The following is a 15022-nucleotide window of genomic DNA, read 5'->3' on the forward strand; positions in this document are numbered from 1 at the left end:
GCAGGTCACAGCCGGAGATGATTCTTCACCTTAGAATCGTTCCCATGAGCATTCTCGTCATCGGTGAGGCCCTCATCGACATCGTCAGCACGCCCGGCGCTCCCGATCGCTATGCACCGGGTGGAGCTCCAGCCAATGTCGCTCTCGGCCTGGGCCGCCTCGGCGTCGAGGTCGAGTTCCTCACCGATGTCGGTGATGACTTCCACGGCGGATTCCTTCTCGCTCATCTTCAGAAGTCTCAGGTCGCCGTGCTCGCTTCACCACGTGGCGCCACGTCCACAGCGCTGGCTCGCCTCGCCGATGACGGCTCCGCCGAGTACGAGTTCCACCTGCGGTGGGATCCTGACTCTTCCCTGCTCACGGAGGCACCACGCTCTGTTGTGCATTTCGGTTCGATTGCGGCATTCCTGTCGCCCGGCTCCGCAGTCATCGATGATGTCCTCGCCTCTGCGACCGGGGCTTCCGGTACGCATCCTCGTCCGCTCATCTCCTTCGATCCGAATATCCGACCGTCGATCATCGGCTCCCGCGACGATGCGCTGCCGCGATTCGAGGAGTTGGCTCGTCGAGTCGACGTTCTCAAACTCAGCGACGTTGATGCGAACTGGCTCTATCCCGATCTCGACGAGACCGCACAGGTCGACCGTCTTCTCAGCCTCGGGGCGAATCTGGTCGCCATGACTCGCGGTGGTGAGGGTGCGATCGTAGCGACCGCCTCGGCGCGGGCATCGGTGACCTCAAGGAAGGTGGAAGTCAAAGACACGATCGGGGCCGGGGACACGTTCATGGTCTCGCTCATCCACGACCTGCATGCTCAGGAGAACGCTGTGTCCGATCTCAGCACGGCACAACTCGCGGCCCTGGGAGATCGTGCATCGGCGCTTGCGGCGATCACGGTCAGCCGTGAGGGTGCGGATCTGCCGTGGGCCGGGGACCTCACGAACTGAGGAATTCGCCGAGCTGTCGCAGGCAGATGTCGTGCCCGTTGCGGTGTCCGTCGATCATTCCCTGACCGACGAAGGACACGACCTGGTCGACGAGCTCGACCCGGGTGCCTGTCGGGATGGCGGTCAGGGTCCAGGTGATGATGGCCGTCGAGAGGATCTCATCGTCGTTGGTGAGAGTCTCGGTGGTCACGATGTGACGCTCCGGTTCCAATGAGCAGTACTGCCCGGTGGAGACGAACTCGAGTTCTCCCGGTGACCCACAGCGGGCACGGATCGATCCGCCCGGACGAAATTCGTCGATGTCGCAGACCATCTCCTCTCCCGCGGGGACACCCCACTGCACGCGCTGGTCCGTATCGGCGAAGGCGTTCCACACCGTCGAGACCGGATGCTCGAAATCAGCGCCGAGGCTGATCGTCGCGGTCACCGGCGCCCCCTGGTCAGATGCTGCCTCACTCACCGAAGAACACCACCTGGTTTCCGTCCGGATCGGTGACCGGCAGGATGCGCTGTCCGCCGCCTGGGGACGGTTCGTCATGGTCGATTCCGGCCGCTCGCAGATGCTCGGCCATCTTGTCGAGGTCGTCCACGTCGAGAACCACGTTGGAGCGTCCGGCTCGCTGTGGGTCCTGCCAGATCTGGATTCCGAAACTCTCGTCGAAGAGCCATTGGGCCAGCCCCGCCATCGGCTTGCTGTCCGGGTGTCTTTCGAAGAGTCGGGAATACCATTCGGTCGCTTCCTTCTCGCCGGTGACAACGATATTGGCCATGAGTCCGGTGATCATGATCGCTCCTTCGGGATCAGTCTCGAGATCGAGTGATTGCATTCTGCAATCACTTATTCCATGGAAGCACACATCGGCCCCGGGAACAAGAGCGACGCTCAGCTCAGCCCCCGAACGGGGCCAACGCAAACCGGCCCCATGCGAGGAACGCAAACACCAGCAGGTATGCGGTGTCCCCCATCATCAGGCCCCATTCGCTGCGCCGAAATCGGGTCGTCGCCGCCCCAGCCATCACCAGCATGAGTCCACACGCCGCGATCGGCGAGAGAACCGGAAGGATCCCCACCAGCGGCGGCACGATCAGTCCGATCACGCCGAGGAGCTTAATGGTTCCGATGGCCTTGATATGTCCCGAACCGAAATCGTCCACCCAGTGCTGGCTGCGGGCCAGCGCCCGATACTTCTCCTTGGACAGGATCACCTGCGAGGCTCCGCCGATACCGAAAGCCACTGCCATAGCAGCGGCGACGACCCATAGTACGATGTCCATCATTGCAATTCTCCTTTGCCGAAAGAGCCCGGTCGGACTCTCGCTCTGATGACGCACCGCCGCCAGGAAAGGTAACAGCCATCGCGCAGTCATCTTCGACCTCAGAGTTCGAAGCTCATCGCCCTCGCCTCACCGCGTTGGCCACGAGAGTGCTCGGCTCGCACTCGGACGCCGAAGATGCCGTTCAGGAGACATGGCTCCGCTGGGAGCGGAACGGCCCGGAGTCCATCGACAATCTCGCCGGGTGGCTGACCAGGGTCGTCGGTCGCATCTGTCTCGATGCGCTCCGCCGACGCGCCACTCGGGGAGAATCGTCGCTTGATGCCTGGCTCAGCGAAGCCATCGTCGACGAGGACGACCCGACTCCCGAGCAGAATGCGACGCTGTCGGATTCGCTCGGACCAGCTATGCTCATCGTGCTCGATTCACTGCGTCCGGAGGAGCGAGTCGCCTTCGTCCTCCATGACATGTTCTCAGTGCCCTTCGCCGAAATCGCGGCCGTCAACGGATCCTCGGAAGCTGCTGCGAAGATGGCCGCCAGTCGGGCCCGACGCAAGGTCAAGGTCACACCACGACCGTCCGGAGAACTCTCACAGCGTCGTGCTGTCGTCGACGCGTTCCTCACTGCCGCACGGCATGGAGACTTCGACGCTCTGCTGCACATTCTCGACCCGCGACTGACGTGGCACCGCAGCAACACCCGCGGCCACATGGTCCGGATGGGTGCGAACGAGGTGCTCGCAGCGATTCGCCGCGGCGATCCGCACAGGATCGAAGTTCGAAAGGTCAACGTCAACGGCGAGCCGGGTCTGCTCGTTCTGACCGCAAGCGGTCACCGTTTGGGACTCATGGCATGCACCGTGGCAGACGGCAGAATGATCGGCATCGTCTCGATCACCTCAAGGAAGCTGCTGGAGCGACTGAGACCGCCTGAGCAGTAGCCCCACCCAATTCAGCTTCCGGAGATCTCCGCCTCGTAGGCGGCCTGCAGTTGCTCTGAGGAACGCGGCTCGTCAGGATTCGGGCGCGGCACCCCGAGGTGGGTCTCCCGAAGTTCATCCATGAGGCCGGCGACGAGCTGGGGGTCATCGGCCATGATTCTGGATCGGATCGTCAGCTCCGGTGCAGTCTCCCGGTGGGTCATTCCCCACGTTCCGAGGGCGACCATGACGGGCAGAGTCTGGATTCCAGCCTCGGTGAGGGAGTATTCGGCTCGCTGCCCGCGTGGGGCTTCCGCCTTTGTCAGCAGCCCTTCGTCGATGAGCTTCCGCAGACGACTGGCGAGCATGTTCGAGGCTATGCCCTCATTGTTGTGGGTGAGCAGCTCGCGGAAGTGCCGACGATTGCCGAAGATGATGTCGCGCAGGACGATGAGCGACCAGTTGTCGCCGAGGACCTCGACGGCGGCATTGATCGCACATCCTGAACGCGGCTGTGCAGGCATCGCCCCACCTCCAGTGATTGCATTCTGAAACTACTTAATCTTACACTGGGTCCACTTCTCCGGAACCGCCGCCATCCGTCGGACTGAAGACATCAGCCGAACCATCACATTGGAGTGCTCATGGCCAAAGCGTGTGTCAACAACCTCTTCGTCTCCCTCGACGGCTTCGCTGCCGGCGAGTTCGTCACCTTCGACCAGCCGATCGGCGAAGCCCAAGCACTGTTCTCTTTCTTCGACGGCCGCGGCATCGAGGGAGTGGACAAGGTCAACGCCCCGGTGACCGCAGACCGCGCTCTGTTCGCCATGTGGGGGCAGGGCATCGGAGCCGAGATCATGGGCCGGAAGAAGTTCGGCCCCCAGACAGGGCCGTGGCCCGACGACGGCTGGCGCGGCTGGTGGGGTGAGGAACCGCCGTTCAAGACTCCGTGCTTCGTTCTCACTCATCATCCGCGGGAGCCGATGGAGTTCGACAACGGCACGAGCTTCCATTTCGTGGATGCTTCCCCAGCCGATGTCCTCGCCGAGGCGACCGCCGCCGCTGACGGCGGCAATGTCCGCATCGGCGGCGGTCCTTCGATGGTCAGACAGTTCCTTGCGGCCGGCCTCCTCGACTTCATGCACCTCGTCATCGTCCCCGTCACCCTCGGCCGCGGAGTCTGGCTCTGGGAAGGACTCGAGGGATTGGAGAAGGATTTCACGATCGAGACCATCACCACGGCCAGTGGTCTGACCCATCAACTGTGGAATCGAAAGGGCTAAACTTCACGCGCGGCACAAGACTGTTTCGATCGAAAGACCGCTGGCCTGTCGTCTCCGATCGGAGACGACAGGCCAGCGGGTTCGATTGGGGCTGAGCCCGTGTGACTATTCAGCTCAGCTGATCGCCTCGGCGATGGGGGTCTGCCCGTCGTAGAAGTTCACGGTCTCACGCACCGCAGCGGACTCAGCGAGGACATGGGTGATGACGTCGGCGACGAGGTCGCGTGAGGTCACCCGCACATCGTCGGCCGGTGTCTGCCCATCGAGGTCGCCGGCCGCATCGGCGATGAGAACCTTGCCGCTGGAGGGCTCGAGGGTCAGACCGCCGGGTCCGAGGATCGTGAAGTCCAACGAGCTTGCTCGCAGGTGCTCATCGGCACCGCTCTTGGCCTGCACGTAGGGGTAGAAGGAGCTCTCCGGGTCGACACGGTCACGGTCGACACTCGCGCTGGCATAGGAGACCATGACGAAGCGCTTGACCCCGGCCTGTTCGGCTGCGTCGATGGATCGCTTGGCTGCTTCGAGGTCGACGGCCTTCGTCCGCTCCGGGCTGCCGCCGCCGGCTCCGGCGGAGAAGACGACCGCCTGGGCTCCTGCGAACAGGTCGGCGAGCGCCTGAGTGTCGGCGGTTTCGATGTCGAGGACGACCGGGTTGGCCCCTGCGGCTTCGACATCGGATGACTGGTCGGGGTTGCGGATCACCGAATCGACGGCGAAACCTGCGGCCTTGAGCTTGGGTGCTGCCAGGAGTGCGATCTTTCCATGGCCGCCGAGAATGACGACACGAGCTGAATCAGACATATCTACCTCCGTTGTCGGTGATGCTTGGTGTCCGGTACAGCGACAGGTCGGCCGTAATTATTCCGTGCCGCCGGTATTCTGATGTCCATGACCGACGATCTCTCCCCTGCCGCAGTCGTGCGTCGGCTCGACCGTGGACAGCAGGTCGTCATCCCCTCCTCGAATCGGCAGGTCCTCTTTGGTCTGCTCGTCGCGCTCGTCATCGGCATCGGTCTACTCGCCTTCTTCATCTACGTCGTCACCGCCACAATCGAGGACTGGCGCAGCCCGTGGCTGATCATCATCAACCTGCGCATGTGGGCGTTGGTCATCGGCATCGTCGGGTGCCTGGTCGTCGCACCGATCGGTCTGTTCGTGCGAATGCGCAGGCGCGAATCCCTCGTCCTCTCCCCCGCCGGCGTCGCGTTGGCACGGCGCGATCAGGTACTGCCCGGCACGCTGCTGCCGTGGCAGGATATCGAAGCGATCGTGTTCGAAAAGGCGGCACGCCGTGGCCTCAAGGCCGCGGCGTATATCCTCACCGAGGAGGCGACCCGTCGACGACTCGGGCGCGGGCATCATCCGCGGTTACTCGTCAGGAATGGTTTTGTCCTCAGTCCCCGTCGACTCTTCCCGGTCCTGAAAGCCGCACACGCCCGTTTCGCACCGCGCCTTCATGGGCCCCGATAGGCCCGCACATGCGCGTGCCTTACTGTTGAGATCATGATCCGACGCCTCCTCGCCCGCGCCTTCTGGTCGTTCAGCAAGTGGAAGCTCGTCACCGAGCCCGCCCCGAATCGTCCGACGATCCTCATCGGGGCACCCCACACCTCCAATTGGGACTTCGTCGTGATGCTCGCGATCGCGTGGCGCCTTCGTGTCGATGTCCATTGGCTGGGCAAGCATTCCCTCTTCACCGGATGGCGTGGGCCGATAATGCGCGGACTCGGCGGGATACCCGTCGACCGGTCGGATCCGAGCAAGATCGTCGACGAGGTGGTCGGCCGTATGCGTAAAGGGGAGGTCTTCGCTCTCGTCATCACTCCAGACGGAACCCGCGGCGGGCATACTCATTGGAAGTCCGGGTTCCATCGCATCGCGATGGCAACGGGAATGCCCGTCACGTTGGGCTACCTGGATACCGCGACCCGGACGACGGGGCTGGGCCCGACCCTGGAGATGAGCGGCGACATCGCCGCGGACATGGATCGGATCCGCGAATTCTACGCCGACAAGCGTGGAATCCGACCGCACCTGCAGGTCACGCCGAGGTTGCGCGAAGAAGACTCCGCTGGTGACGATCGCGAAGGCGAAGCGGAGCCGAACTGAGATGGACGGTGATCTGCGCGTCCCCGCCGGGCCGGGTATCCCCGCCGGGCTGGTCATCCCCGCATCCGACCTGTCCGAACAGTTCTCCCGGTCTTCCGGCCCGGGTGGCCAGCACGTCAACACCTCCGATTCACGGGTGCAGCTGAGCCTCGACCTGGCCTCTGCGAGTTTCCTCACCGAGGTCCAACGCGAGCGGGTGCTCAGTCGATTGGCACCACGTCTGTCGGGCACTGTGGTGACCGTGACTTCGGAGAAGCAGCGGTCACAGCTGAAGAATCGTCAGGACGCACGCATACGGCTAGCGCAGCTGCTGCGGGAAGCGTTGGCTCCGCCGGTGCAGAGGCGAGCAACGAAGCCGTCCCGCAATTCCCGTCGTCGCCGAGTCCGGACCGAACAGCGGCGTTCAGAGATCAAACGCAACCGTCGCAGGCCCCGTCTCGATTGAGCCCCGGTGGTGACAGCGGTTGATGGGCGGTGGTGACAGCGGTTGCTGTGAAGAGCAGAATGGGCGATATGAACAGCATTGACATTCTCACCGACCTGTCCCAGCGTCCTCGCCAGGCAGCCCAAGCTCTGCCCGGCCTCTCCCCCGAACAGCTCAACAGCCACCTCGGCGGTCATCCGAATTCCATCGCCTGGCTGCTCTGGCACAGCGGCCGAGAGATCGATGTGCAGCTCTCAGCCCTCACGGGCAAGCCCGAGCAGTGGGAGGACTTCCGGAACCGGTTCGATCTCGGCGAGATCGGCGAGACCTTCGGCTACGGACAGAGTCCCGAACAGGCGGCAGAGATCAAGGTCGACGATCAACAGCTGCTCGTCGACTACCTCGCCGCTACTCTGAACGCGTTCACCGACTATGCAAAGACGCTCTCCGAGGATGACTTCGACGAAGTCATCGACGAGAACTGGACGCCGGCAGTCACTCGCGGAGTTCGCATGGTCTCGATCATCGACGATGCGATCCAGCATGTCGCGCAGGCGGCGTTCATCGCAGGTGCGACTGTTTGATTCGGTTCAGGGTCGACAGAAATCCCTGACTTCGCCGAGGATGCTCATCCCGGCCGCACGGTAGGTGGCGACTGAGGCGGTGTTCGATGACGGAGTGGCAACGGTGATGCTCGAGGCTCCCGTCCCGCGCAGCGCAGTGGCCGCGGCCAGTGTCATCTCGACTCCGAATCCGTGACCCCGGTGGTCGCTGTGGACGCCGAGTGGTTCGATGATGCCTGGACGTCCGGCTCCGGCCGACCAGACGGTTGCGGCACCGGCTGGAGCGCCGTCGGCGGTAAAGCCGACGAGACATTTGGCCTGCTTGTAAGCGTGACCGTCGGCCATGGATCGCCAACGGTCCGCGGTCAATGAGGACCCTGGAAAAGCCGAGGATTCGACCGCGATACGGTCGGCGATACGGTTATCTGCTCTGTCGGGGTCAACCGTTTCGATCCACAGGGTAACGGGTGGGATCGGTTCGCTCAGGTCTCGGTGAAGAGTGGTCCACGGTTCGTCAGATCCCCATTCCGCCTCGGTGAGGGTATGTTGCAGGGCGGATCCGAACCGGGCCTCGACGATGCCTGTCCCTGCCGGCAGCAGTTCGGTGAGGTCTCCGTTGAGGTCGGCCAGGATCGCCTCAGCGAGCGCTCGGTCATCGGCGTGATCGGGTGAGATGGCCATTCGGATGAGTTCAGATTCGTCGAGGAATCCGACGGCCGCGGGTTCGTCACCGACCGTCCACACCCTCAGGGCCGAGGCGAGCGCTTCGGCTCCGAAGCGCTGGTACCAGCCGAGGTCGCCGGGATGAACCTGGATGGGCAGTCCTTCGCGCTGCCAGGACGTGACCGTGTCGATGATGTCCGGCAGGTCCGTCGTAGTCGGTGTCAACATGGTCATTCCTCTGTCCTCGCCTCTGCGCGCCAGATGACTTCACCGTCGTCGATCTCGTCGGTCGGTTGCAGTCCGAGACGATCAGCGATTCGGGCGGAGGCGGCGTTGTCAGGCTGGATGGCCGCTTGCGATACAGTTACGAGGTGATCCGCCAGCCAATCGACCATGGCTCGGGCCGCCTCGGTGGCGAATCCCTGCCCTTGGCTGTCGACTCCGATGACCCAAGCGATGTCGGCTTGATAACCGGTTTCGGCTCTTGTCACTGTGGCCTGGACATATCCGACTGCAGCGGACTCAGCCGTTTCGCGAACGATCCAGTTCAGCCAGCCGGCGTCACCGGTCGGTGAGGCACCTGCGGATTGGAGTGCATAGAGTCGTTCGAGTTCGGACAGGCTCGGGCTCGTCCCACCGATATGGGTGTACAGGTCGAGTGAGGACAGTGTCTCCACCATCTCCGGCGCATGATGGACTTCGAGCGGCTCAAGCTGCAACCTGTCGGTGACGATGGGTGTCGCCTGTGGCCAATTCACGCTGCAGTTCGAGCTCTCTGCCGGGTTCACGGATTCAGCTCTCGTTCGTTCGATCGGGCCGTGGCCGATTGCTGACGCGGGAAGCGAAGTCGACGATCTCCGCCTCCACCTCGGCGCGGGTGGTCGGTTCATTGTGGACTTCGTGTCGGACTCCTGCGAATACGCGGGTGCGCACGTCGGCGTGGCCGGTCTCCCGAAGCCTGTTGGCCACGTGGTAGGCGCCTTCGCCGTAGTTCGCGACGGGGTCTTGGTCACCGGCGATGATGAGCACCGGCAGAGCGGCAGGGATCGTCGCATACCACGTCTCGGCATTGGCTTCGTCGTAGAGATCGACGAATCCCTGCAGGAATCGCGCACTCATCGGCGCACCGAAATTATTGAACGGGTCACGGCCGTGATCGGAGACGACCGCCTCGTCGAGGGCGACCCAGGAGGTGGGGCCGGCATCGGGACCACAGCGGTCGAGGAACCCATCGAAGAACTGATCGACGAGGTGGCCCGGCACGGGGTCCGCGCGGTCGTCGCCGGTGGCCGCCTCGGCGAGGTCCTTGCGGTCGATGACGCGCTCGATCCCCTGCCACTGGGCGGCGATGCCGCACAGAGCCAGACCCGTGAATTCGGATTCAGGACGTGAGGCCATTCCCCGTGCGATCATCGACCCCCAGCTGTGGCCGAAGACGATATAGGGCGTTCCGGGGAGGATATCGCGGGCTTTCGCCTGCAGAGTCAGCTCGTCATCGACGATGACGCGGGCTGCCTCGTCTCCGGCATCGGCCCAGATGCCGGATTCCATCGCCGTACGTCCGTGACCGGCATGGTCGTCGGCGACAACGGCGAATCCTGCGTCGAGCAAGGGCGTAATGAGGTGGAGGTAGCGCCGAGAATGCTCGCCGAGTCCGTGGATGATCTGCACCATGGCGTTCGGGGCTGTCGTCGGAGTGTAGAGCCAAGCATTGATCGTGTCGCGGTTGTTGCTCGAGGGAAAAGTGATTTCGTGCAGGGCCAAAGCCGGACTCCTTTGTCAGTTGCGTCGTCTACACCGAGATTCCATAGCAATCAGAACAATCGCCGAGATGCCGATACTCTATCGCAGGTCTCGGACCTCGACTCTGTACGGATCGGCAAGCAACTCTCGCATTCAGACGTGTACGGCCGAACACCTCGGGCATATCCTTGACCCATGCCGTTCGAAGCCGTTTCATTCACCGATGTCTCCACCGCGGGACTCGAATCCTCCCCCGTCGCCGAGGCGCTGGCTGGTCTGCGTGCCAACGAGGCGCGGTACTTCTCCAACAAGTACAAGCACACGTTCACAGTGGCCCCGGCCGCCGAGGCACAGGAGGCACTGGACTGGGTGGAGGAGATCCTAGCCTGCGAGCGTGAGATCGTGCCGACTTCGCCGGCTCTCGAAGTCAGCGTCAATGATGTCGACGGCATCTATTGGGTGCACGTCTTCTATGAGTCCGGGCTCGCAGTCAATGTCCTGTGGACGCGAGCAGACGATGGCAAACGGGCCGTCGGTTTCAAGCTTTCGGAAGGGATGGACGTTCCTCCCGAGCTGTCGGCGTTCAAGTTCGCCCGTCAGAAGTCGAAGCTCGCCGGAGAGATCCGCGGATCCTTCTTCAAGATCAAGGGCGATCATCCCTTGCCATAGCGTCACGACGCGCAAGGCCAGAGGTCGCGAACGATCGGTTCCCATCCGGTCATTCGCGGCCTCAGCTCGTCGAGCTCAGCCTTTTTGAGGATCAGTCTCTGAGGACATACTTCAGGGTTTCGACCACCTGATCGGTTGTCTGGCACCAGGCTTTGGCTTCGGCATCGACTTCCTTGAGCGGATGCACGATGTCGGCATCGTGAAGGGTCACATAGGGTGTGCCGAGTGCTGCGCAGTAGCCGGCGTCGAAGGCGGCGTTCCATTGCTTGTACTTATCCCCGAAACGCACGACGACCAGATCGGCCTTTTCGATCAGCGTCCTAGTGCGAATGGCATTGACCTTGGACGACTGGTGGTCGCGCCAGTAGGAGCTGTCGTTCTCGCCGAGGTGGTCACCAGCAGCATCGCTGGCGGGATGGTCGGTCACGGGTGCGGTGAATTCGATGTCGAGACCCGCTGCCTCGGCGCCGCGCTTGATCTCATCGCGCCACCCGGTGTGGATCTCACCGGACAGGTAGACAGAGAAACTCATGTCGATCACTCCTCAGACTTATGGCAGATGGAACTGCTTTCCCTTCAAGCACCACCATAGCCAATCGGAGGTCAGACGCTCAGCGCCGACCGCGCGGCCGAGCCCCAGTCACAGACATCGCACGAAGTGACGTCTGCGGGCTCGGCCCCGGCGATCGTCAGCGTCAGGAGGTTGCCGTCCTGACGATCTCGGCGATGCGCTTCTCGGCGGCCTCGTCGATGGTCTCGAAGTACCACGCGGCGGGCATCAGCGTTCCGTCGGAACCACCGGCTGGGGTGAGTTCGACCTTTTCCGTGAGGGCCAGGTTGATCCGCTCGTCATTGCGCAGTGCCACCAGTGCAGGAGTGCTCGCGGACAGAGCATGGGCCGGCATGCCGTACCAGATCCGCGGTTTGAGACTCGGGGCGACGGTCACGATGATCTCGTGCACTCGCTGCATGAGCGATCGCTCCGGCTCGTCCATCTTCGCGATCTTGGCGGTCACCTGGGACAGGTTCTTCTCGTCTTTGGTCGTGATGTCATGTCCTTACGTCAGCCGGTGTGTCGCACCGGCGGTTGAAGACGGCGCAGAAATGCGCCGCACCCCATCTGGACATGTTCCGGGCCGACCGGAGCTCTCCGCAATGATTCAGGCTTAGGTACCTGGAAGTGCTGGCAACCGTACGTGACTGCCGGTTTCCACGATACCTGCATCGACGCCTCCCCGCCCGGGCAGCTGAGATCCACAATAGACGTGTGCCTAGCGAAGCTGCTCGGACAAGTAGGCCTCTGCGATGCTCAGGTGTCCCTGGCTGCCGATTGAGTTCTTCGCCTTCTGCGTGTACGCATGATTGGCGAGGGGAACTTTCACGGTTTTGACGTCGACTCCACGACTTCGGGCCGATTCGGCCCATGAAAGCTGGTCGGTTGGGGTGATCACGTCATCTCGCATCGCTGTCATCATGAGCATCGGCGGCGCGGGTGCTTTCAGATGCGTAACGGAATCGGCCACTACATAGCGTTCCGGATACTCCTCCGGTGTGCCACCCGTGTAACTGGTCGCGAACAGGCGCGTGCCGGATCCCGCACCTGGCCCGGTGGGTGCGTTCTCGTAGAGACCCGTCACGTCGAACGCTGGGTAGTCGGCAATCACCGCCGCCGGAACCGGAACCGTCCCACCGCAGGACGATTCGGCGTCGCCCTGCGCAGCGGCACCAGCGGTATTGGCGACCATGTTGCTGCCCGAACTCTCGCCCCAGAACGCAAGCCGATCGGTATCCGCACCGATCGCGTCTGCGTGGGTCTGAATCCAGCTTGCCGCACATGCGACCTGCGACGGTGCGCTCTGCCAGGTTGCGTTATCCAGGGTAGCGAGTTCGTATTCGACCGATACGACCAGGTAGCCGTGATCAGCGAGTTCACGGAGCTCTGAACTCGCTGCGTCCGGTTCGCCTGCAATCCAACCGCCTCCGTGGACGTACATGATCGTCGGGGCCGACCCCTTCGTTCTCTCCGGTTCGTAGATCGATACGGAGAGGTCATCGCCCGAGCTGGATTGGTCGTACACTTCCTTGCGATCAGGCGATGCCGAGTCGATCGCCGAGAGCCCGAACGTCGCCGTGAACAGGTTCACCGAACCACCGGCCGAGGTGATGGCAACGAGGAGCACAATGACGACCGCCAGATTCGCGATCGTGCTCACCACTCCGAATCCTGTCATTGCAGCTCCGGTCCATCGACGGCCTCGGCGCAGCCAGACGATTCCCAACCCAAACACAATCGCTCCGACCACAGTCGCCATCGGCGCGATCGTGGGCGCAAACCGAGCAGCGGCGGAACTGACTGGGCCAAGCCCGGGAACGAGCGATGCCAGGCCGATGACCGCAGCGATCGCACCGAGCACGAGCGCGAGGATGAGGCCCGTTGCCCGAACTGTTTTGGTCACGCGCTGAGGCACCGCGGGCTGTGACGAATTCTTACTGGCTGTCAACTTCGGTCCTCGCCTTCCGATCTTTCGGGTTGAGATTCCCTCTGCAGCAGATCTCATCGTGGCGGTCACCTCCTGACGCCAGGGGCCACTCTAACGCAGTCCGATTCTCACAACCTAGATGAATCGGCCTGCGACCACGGCCCTGGGAGCGCAGCGGAATTTAGCGGAGACTCCCTGCACTGAGTCAGCCTCATCGAGGTCGCGAGGCTAGTCGGGCACGCTGGACGATCTGCAGATCCCACCGAGCTGGAATGCGGTTCGGCGGTCATAGTCGGCTCGAGGCGGTCGGCCCCCGTGTTTGAGGACGAGAGCATTGTCGCGGGCAAGTGATTGGAAGTCTTCTGCTGTGAAGTCGGGGACCAATACGCCGGCGGCGTGCCCCTGAGCGACAAGGCTGTCATGGAATTCCGTTCCGGCATGGCACAGGGCCAGCAACGGCTCGGAGTCGCGATACTGCTGGAGGAGAACATCGTTGACCGCAGGAACTCGATACTGCAGGTCACGCAACGCATAGATGTACGAGCGGATACGTTCTCGGATCTCGTCGATGGACCACATCTCCTCGATGACCGTCCGCAGTTCCACCGCAACAACCTCGTCGATGACAGCATCAATCAAGCCGATTCTCCCGCCGAGCCGATTGAAGATCGTCGCCTTGCTCACGTCTGCAACAGCGGCGACCTCCTCGAGGGGCGCAGAGAACCCCTGCTCCCGGAACACCTGGGCCGCCGCACGTCGAATCCGGTCGACGTTGCGGCGAGCATCCGAGCGGAGAGACTTCACACCACTTGGATCAGACACGATGACGCTCCCTCCCGCGGTGACAAATAACTTGATCATAGCAGTCAAGTTAGTGCAGGATGGGACCACACAAATTAACCCCACGGGTCAACTTCAGCCATTGCAGCAGCTCTGACGTGCGCACGAAACACGCTGTCAGCTCACAGTTCATACGAAAGGAATGTCAGATGATCATCGTCACCGGAGCGACAGGCACTCTCAACGGAGCTACTCTCGACCATCTTCTGAAGCGGATTCCGCCTGGGCAGATCGGCGTCAGTGTCCGCGATCCCTCGCGTGCGACCCATTTGGCCGCTCAAGGAGTCCGCGTCCGGCAGGGGAGCTATGACGATCCAGCAGCTCTGCGCCATTCATTCGCGGACGCCGAACAGGTTCTCCTGGTGTCCTCCAGCGACCTTACTGCCGACGTCGTCGCACAACACCGCAGGGCGATCGACGCAGCCGTCGATGCAGGGGCTCAGCGGATCCTGTACACAAGCACCCACGGAGCAGGCTTCGACACTCCCTACCCGCCGCTCGGAATCCATGCGGCCACGGAACAGTATTTATCAGAATCGGGAGCAGCCTGGACCTCGTTGCGAAACGGCTTCTACGGAGACCCGGCTCAGCTGCTCGGTGCGTGGGAGCAAACCGGCGAGATCGCCATGCCCGCCGATGGACCATTTTCCTGGATCGATCGCCGCGACGCGGCGGAGGCCGCCGCTGCGGTTCTGACTGCGGATGAACCGTTCGAGGGCCCGATCGACCTGACGTTGCCCGAGCCGGTCACCCTCGCGGATTTCGCCGCTTCCGCGTCCGAGATCGCCGGACGCCGAATCGAGCGCGTCGTCGTGGACGACGAGAAGTGGGTGGCCGACGCCATTTCCCGCGGTACGCCCGAGGAGGTCGCGCGTTTCACCCTGTCGATGTTCCAGGCAACGAGGAGCGGGCATTTCTCTGATTCGGACCCCACGCTCACGCGCTTCCTGGGACGCAGCCCCCGCAGCATCACGGATCAGTTGAAAGGTCTCGATACTCGGTGACACGGTCACCCTCCGCTAGACGTCGGATCTGAGTTCCACCCATGAGACGTCCAACGAGGCTGTCATATCGACGTCGGAGTGAAATCTCATCGCTTCCAGCTC

The 15022-nt window shown here is 62.8% G+C and carries 21 protein-coding genes; 9 read left to right on the plus strand and 12 right to left on the minus strand.

Features of this window, described 5'->3' with window-relative positions; translation table 11 throughout:
* Window positions 1-44: 44 nt before the first annotated feature.
* Entirely contained in the window at window positions 45-947 is a 903-nt protein-coding gene (locus SB749_RS10415; RefSeq protein WP_410710265.1) for a carbohydrate kinase family protein, read from the plus strand.
* Here the strand turns inward: SB749_RS10415 and SB749_RS10420 are convergent.
* The 3 genes from SB749_RS10420 to SB749_RS10430 form a co-directional block, all read right to left on the minus strand.
* Entirely contained in the window at window positions 937-1407 is a 471-nt protein-coding gene (locus SB749_RS10420) for an SRPBCC domain-containing protein (protein WP_410710266.1), read from the minus strand. The two genes, SB749_RS10415 and SB749_RS10420, sit on opposite strands and share 11 nt — an antisense overlap.
* Window positions 1400-1732, minus strand: a complete 333-nt coding sequence (locus SB749_RS10425) for a VOC family protein (protein ID WP_410710267.1) — start codon at window positions 1730-1732, stop codon at window positions 1400-1402. Before SB749_RS10425 ends, SB749_RS10420 begins: the two co-directional genes overlap by 8 nt.
* Window positions 1733-1835: 103 nt before the next feature.
* Complete coding sequence (locus SB749_RS10430; RefSeq protein ID WP_410710268.1) at window positions 1836-2225, minus strand: DoxX family protein; 390 nt, start codon at window positions 2223-2225, stop codon at window positions 1836-1838.
* Between the two features lie 77 nt (window positions 2226-2302).
* Between SB749_RS10430 and SB749_RS10435 the strand changes: the two genes are divergently transcribed.
* A complete protein-coding gene (locus SB749_RS10435; protein WP_410710502.1) occupies window positions 2303-3163 on the plus strand; it encodes a sigma-70 family RNA polymerase sigma factor in 861 nt (286 codons plus the stop codon).
* A gap of 11 nt (window positions 3164-3174) precedes the next feature.
* Here the strand turns inward: SB749_RS10435 and SB749_RS10440 are convergent, their stop codons facing one another.
* The gene (locus SB749_RS10440; RefSeq protein WP_410710269.1) at window positions 3175-3666 is read right to left on the minus strand and encodes a winged helix-turn-helix transcriptional regulator; all 492 of its coding nucleotides are present in this window, start codon (window positions 3664-3666) and stop codon (window positions 3175-3177) included.
* 120 nt (window positions 3667-3786) lie between these two features.
* Between SB749_RS10440 and SB749_RS10445 the strand changes: the two genes are divergently transcribed.
* Window positions 3787-4425: a dihydrofolate reductase family protein gene (locus tag SB749_RS10445; RefSeq protein WP_410710270.1), complete on the plus strand. Its 639-nt coding sequence runs from the start codon at window positions 3787-3789 to the stop codon at window positions 4423-4425.
* Window positions 4426-4539: 114 nt separating this feature from the next.
* Here the strand turns inward: SB749_RS10445 and SB749_RS10450 are convergent, their stop codons facing one another.
* On the minus strand, window positions 4540-5226 hold the full coding sequence (locus SB749_RS10450; protein WP_410710271.1) for an SDR family oxidoreductase: 687 nt from the start codon (window positions 5224-5226) through the stop codon (window positions 4540-4542).
* 87 nt (window positions 5227-5313) lie between these two features.
* Here SB749_RS10450 and SB749_RS10455 point away from each other — a divergent pair, with 87 nt between their 5' ends.
* The 4 genes from SB749_RS10455 to SB749_RS10470 all read left to right on the plus strand — a co-directional run bounded on the left by SB749_RS10455 (window position 5314) and on the right by SB749_RS10470 (window position 7542).
* Window positions 5314-5895, plus strand: a complete 582-nt coding sequence (locus tag SB749_RS10455) for a hypothetical protein (protein WP_410710272.1) — start codon at window positions 5314-5316, stop codon at window positions 5893-5895.
* A gap of 33 nt (window positions 5896-5928) precedes the next feature.
* Complete coding sequence (locus SB749_RS10460; RefSeq protein WP_410710273.1) at window positions 5929-6534, plus strand: 1-acyl-sn-glycerol-3-phosphate acyltransferase; 606 nt, start codon at window positions 5929-5931, stop codon at window positions 6532-6534.
* Between the two features lies 1 nt (window position 6535).
* The gene (arfB, locus tag SB749_RS10465; protein ID WP_410710503.1) at window positions 6536-6979 is read left to right on the plus strand and encodes an alternative ribosome rescue aminoacyl-tRNA hydrolase ArfB; all 444 of its coding nucleotides are present in this window, start codon (window positions 6536-6538) and stop codon (window positions 6977-6979) included.
* A 68-nt stretch (window positions 6980-7047) separates the two neighbouring features.
* A complete protein-coding gene (locus tag SB749_RS10470; RefSeq protein WP_410710274.1) occupies window positions 7048-7542 on the plus strand; it encodes a mycothiol transferase in 495 nt (164 codons plus the stop codon).
* Window positions 7543-7548: 6 nt separating this feature from the next.
* Here SB749_RS10470 and SB749_RS10475 read toward each other — a convergent pair whose 3' ends face one another.
* From SB749_RS10475 to SB749_RS10485, 3 genes are read right to left on the minus strand one after another with little or no spacing between them, the layout of a single operon-like run.
* Window positions 7549-8412 carry a GNAT family N-acetyltransferase gene (locus SB749_RS10475; RefSeq protein ID WP_410710275.1) on the minus strand — a complete coding sequence of 288 codons (864 nt, stop codon included), beginning with the start codon at window positions 8410-8412 and terminating at the stop codon, window positions 7549-7551.
* Window positions 8413-8414: 2 nt separating this feature from the next.
* Window positions 8415-8942 carry a GNAT family N-acetyltransferase gene (locus tag SB749_RS10480; RefSeq protein ID WP_410710276.1) on the minus strand — a complete coding sequence of 176 codons (528 nt, stop codon included), beginning with the start codon at window positions 8940-8942 and terminating at the stop codon, window positions 8415-8417.
* A gap of 34 nt (window positions 8943-8976) precedes the next feature.
* Window positions 8977-9948: an alpha/beta hydrolase gene (locus SB749_RS10485; protein ID WP_410710277.1), complete on the minus strand. Its 972-nt coding sequence runs from the start codon at window positions 9946-9948 to the stop codon at window positions 8977-8979.
* A 174-nt stretch (window positions 9949-10122) separates the two neighbouring features.
* Between SB749_RS10485 and SB749_RS10490 the strand changes: the two genes are divergently transcribed.
* A complete protein-coding gene (locus SB749_RS10490) occupies window positions 10123-10596 on the plus strand; it encodes a phage tail protein (protein ID WP_410710278.1) in 474 nt (157 codons plus the stop codon).
* Window positions 10597-10687: 91 nt separating this feature from the next.
* On the opposite strand, the gene SB749_RS10495 is transcribed toward SB749_RS10490, so the two are convergent.
* The 4 genes from SB749_RS10495 to SB749_RS10510 form a co-directional block, all read right to left on the minus strand.
* Window positions 10688-11128, minus strand: coding sequence for a YtoQ family protein (locus tag SB749_RS10495; protein ID WP_410710279.1), 441 nt, complete (start codon window positions 11126-11128; stop codon window positions 10688-10690).
* Between the two features lie 163 nt (window positions 11129-11291).
* On the minus strand, window positions 11292-11612 hold the full coding sequence (locus tag SB749_RS10500; RefSeq protein WP_410710280.1) for a DUF1801 domain-containing protein: 321 nt from the start codon (window positions 11610-11612) through the stop codon (window positions 11292-11294).
* A gap of 255 nt (window positions 11613-11867) precedes the next feature.
* Entirely contained in the window at window positions 11868-13052 is a 1185-nt protein-coding gene (locus SB749_RS10505) for an alpha/beta hydrolase (protein ID WP_410710281.1), read from the minus strand.
* Window positions 13053-13304: 252 nt separating this feature from the next.
* Window positions 13305-13898 (minus strand): TetR/AcrR family transcriptional regulator, encoded by a 594-nt coding sequence (locus tag SB749_RS10510; protein WP_410710282.1) that lies wholly within the window; start codon window positions 13896-13898, stop codon window positions 13305-13307.
* Between the two features lie 167 nt (window positions 13899-14065).
* Between SB749_RS10510 and SB749_RS10515 the strand changes: the two genes are divergently transcribed.
* Window positions 14066-14920, plus strand: a complete 855-nt coding sequence (locus SB749_RS10515) for an NAD(P)H-binding protein (RefSeq protein WP_410710283.1) — start codon at window positions 14066-14068, stop codon at window positions 14918-14920.
* The last annotated feature ends 102 nt before the right edge of the window (window positions 14921-15022 follow it).

The sequence above is a fragment of the Brevibacterium sp. SIMBA_078 genome, from assembly GCF_046534565.1.
Lineage (GTDB): Bacteria > Actinomycetota > Actinomycetes > Actinomycetales > Brevibacteriaceae > Brevibacterium.

What these genes read in the sequence shown, in the direction of transcription:
- SB749_RS10415 (WP_410710265.1), top strand. Translation starts at nt 45, where the DNA reads ATGAGCATTCTCGTCATCGGTGAGGCCCTCATCGACATCGTCAGCACG.
- SB749_RS10430 (WP_410710268.1), bottom strand. Translation starts at nt 2,225, where the DNA reads ATGATGGACATCGTACTATGGGTCGTCGCCGCTGCTATGGCAGTGGCT.
- SB749_RS10470 (WP_410710274.1), top strand. Translation starts at nt 7,048, where the DNA reads ATGAACAGCATTGACATTCTCACCGACCTGTCCCAGCGTCCTCGCCAG.
- SB749_RS10495 (WP_410710279.1), bottom strand. Translation starts at nt 11,128, where the DNA reads ATGAGTTTCTCTGTCTACCTGTCCGGTGAGATCCACACCGGGTGGCGC.
- SB749_RS10460 (WP_410710273.1), top strand. Translation starts at nt 5,929, where the DNA reads ATGATCCGACGCCTCCTCGCCCGCGCCTTCTGGTCGTTCAGCAAGTGG.
- SB749_RS10455 (WP_410710272.1), top strand. Translation starts at nt 5,314, where the DNA reads ATGACCGACGATCTCTCCCCTGCCGCAGTCGTGCGTCGGCTCGACCGT.
- SB749_RS10475 (WP_410710275.1), bottom strand. Translation starts at nt 8,412, where the DNA reads ATGTTGACACCGACTACGACGGACCTGCCGGACATCATCGACACGGTC.
- SB749_RS10445 (WP_410710270.1), top strand. Translation starts at nt 3,787, where the DNA reads ATGGCCAAAGCGTGTGTCAACAACCTCTTCGTCTCCCTCGACGGCTTC.
- SB749_RS10425 (WP_410710267.1), bottom strand. Translation starts at nt 1,732, where the DNA reads ATGATCACCGGACTCATGGCCAATATCGTTGTCACCGGCGAGAAGGAA.
- SB749_RS10490 (WP_410710278.1), top strand. Translation starts at nt 10,123, where the DNA reads ATGCCGTTCGAAGCCGTTTCATTCACCGATGTCTCCACCGCGGGACTC.
- SB749_RS10515 (WP_410710283.1), top strand. Translation starts at nt 14,066, where the DNA reads ATGATCATCGTCACCGGAGCGACAGGCACTCTCAACGGAGCTACTCTC.
- arfB (WP_410710503.1), top strand. Translation starts at nt 6,536, where the DNA reads ATGGACGGTGATCTGCGCGTCCCCGCCGGGCCGGGTATCCCCGCCGGG.
- SB749_RS10450 (WP_410710271.1), bottom strand. Translation starts at nt 5,226, where the DNA reads ATGTCTGATTCAGCTCGTGTCGTCATTCTCGGCGGCCATGGAAAGATC.
- SB749_RS10440 (WP_410710269.1), bottom strand. Translation starts at nt 3,666, where the DNA reads ATGCCTGCACAGCCGCGTTCAGGATGTGCGATCAATGCCGCCGTCGAG.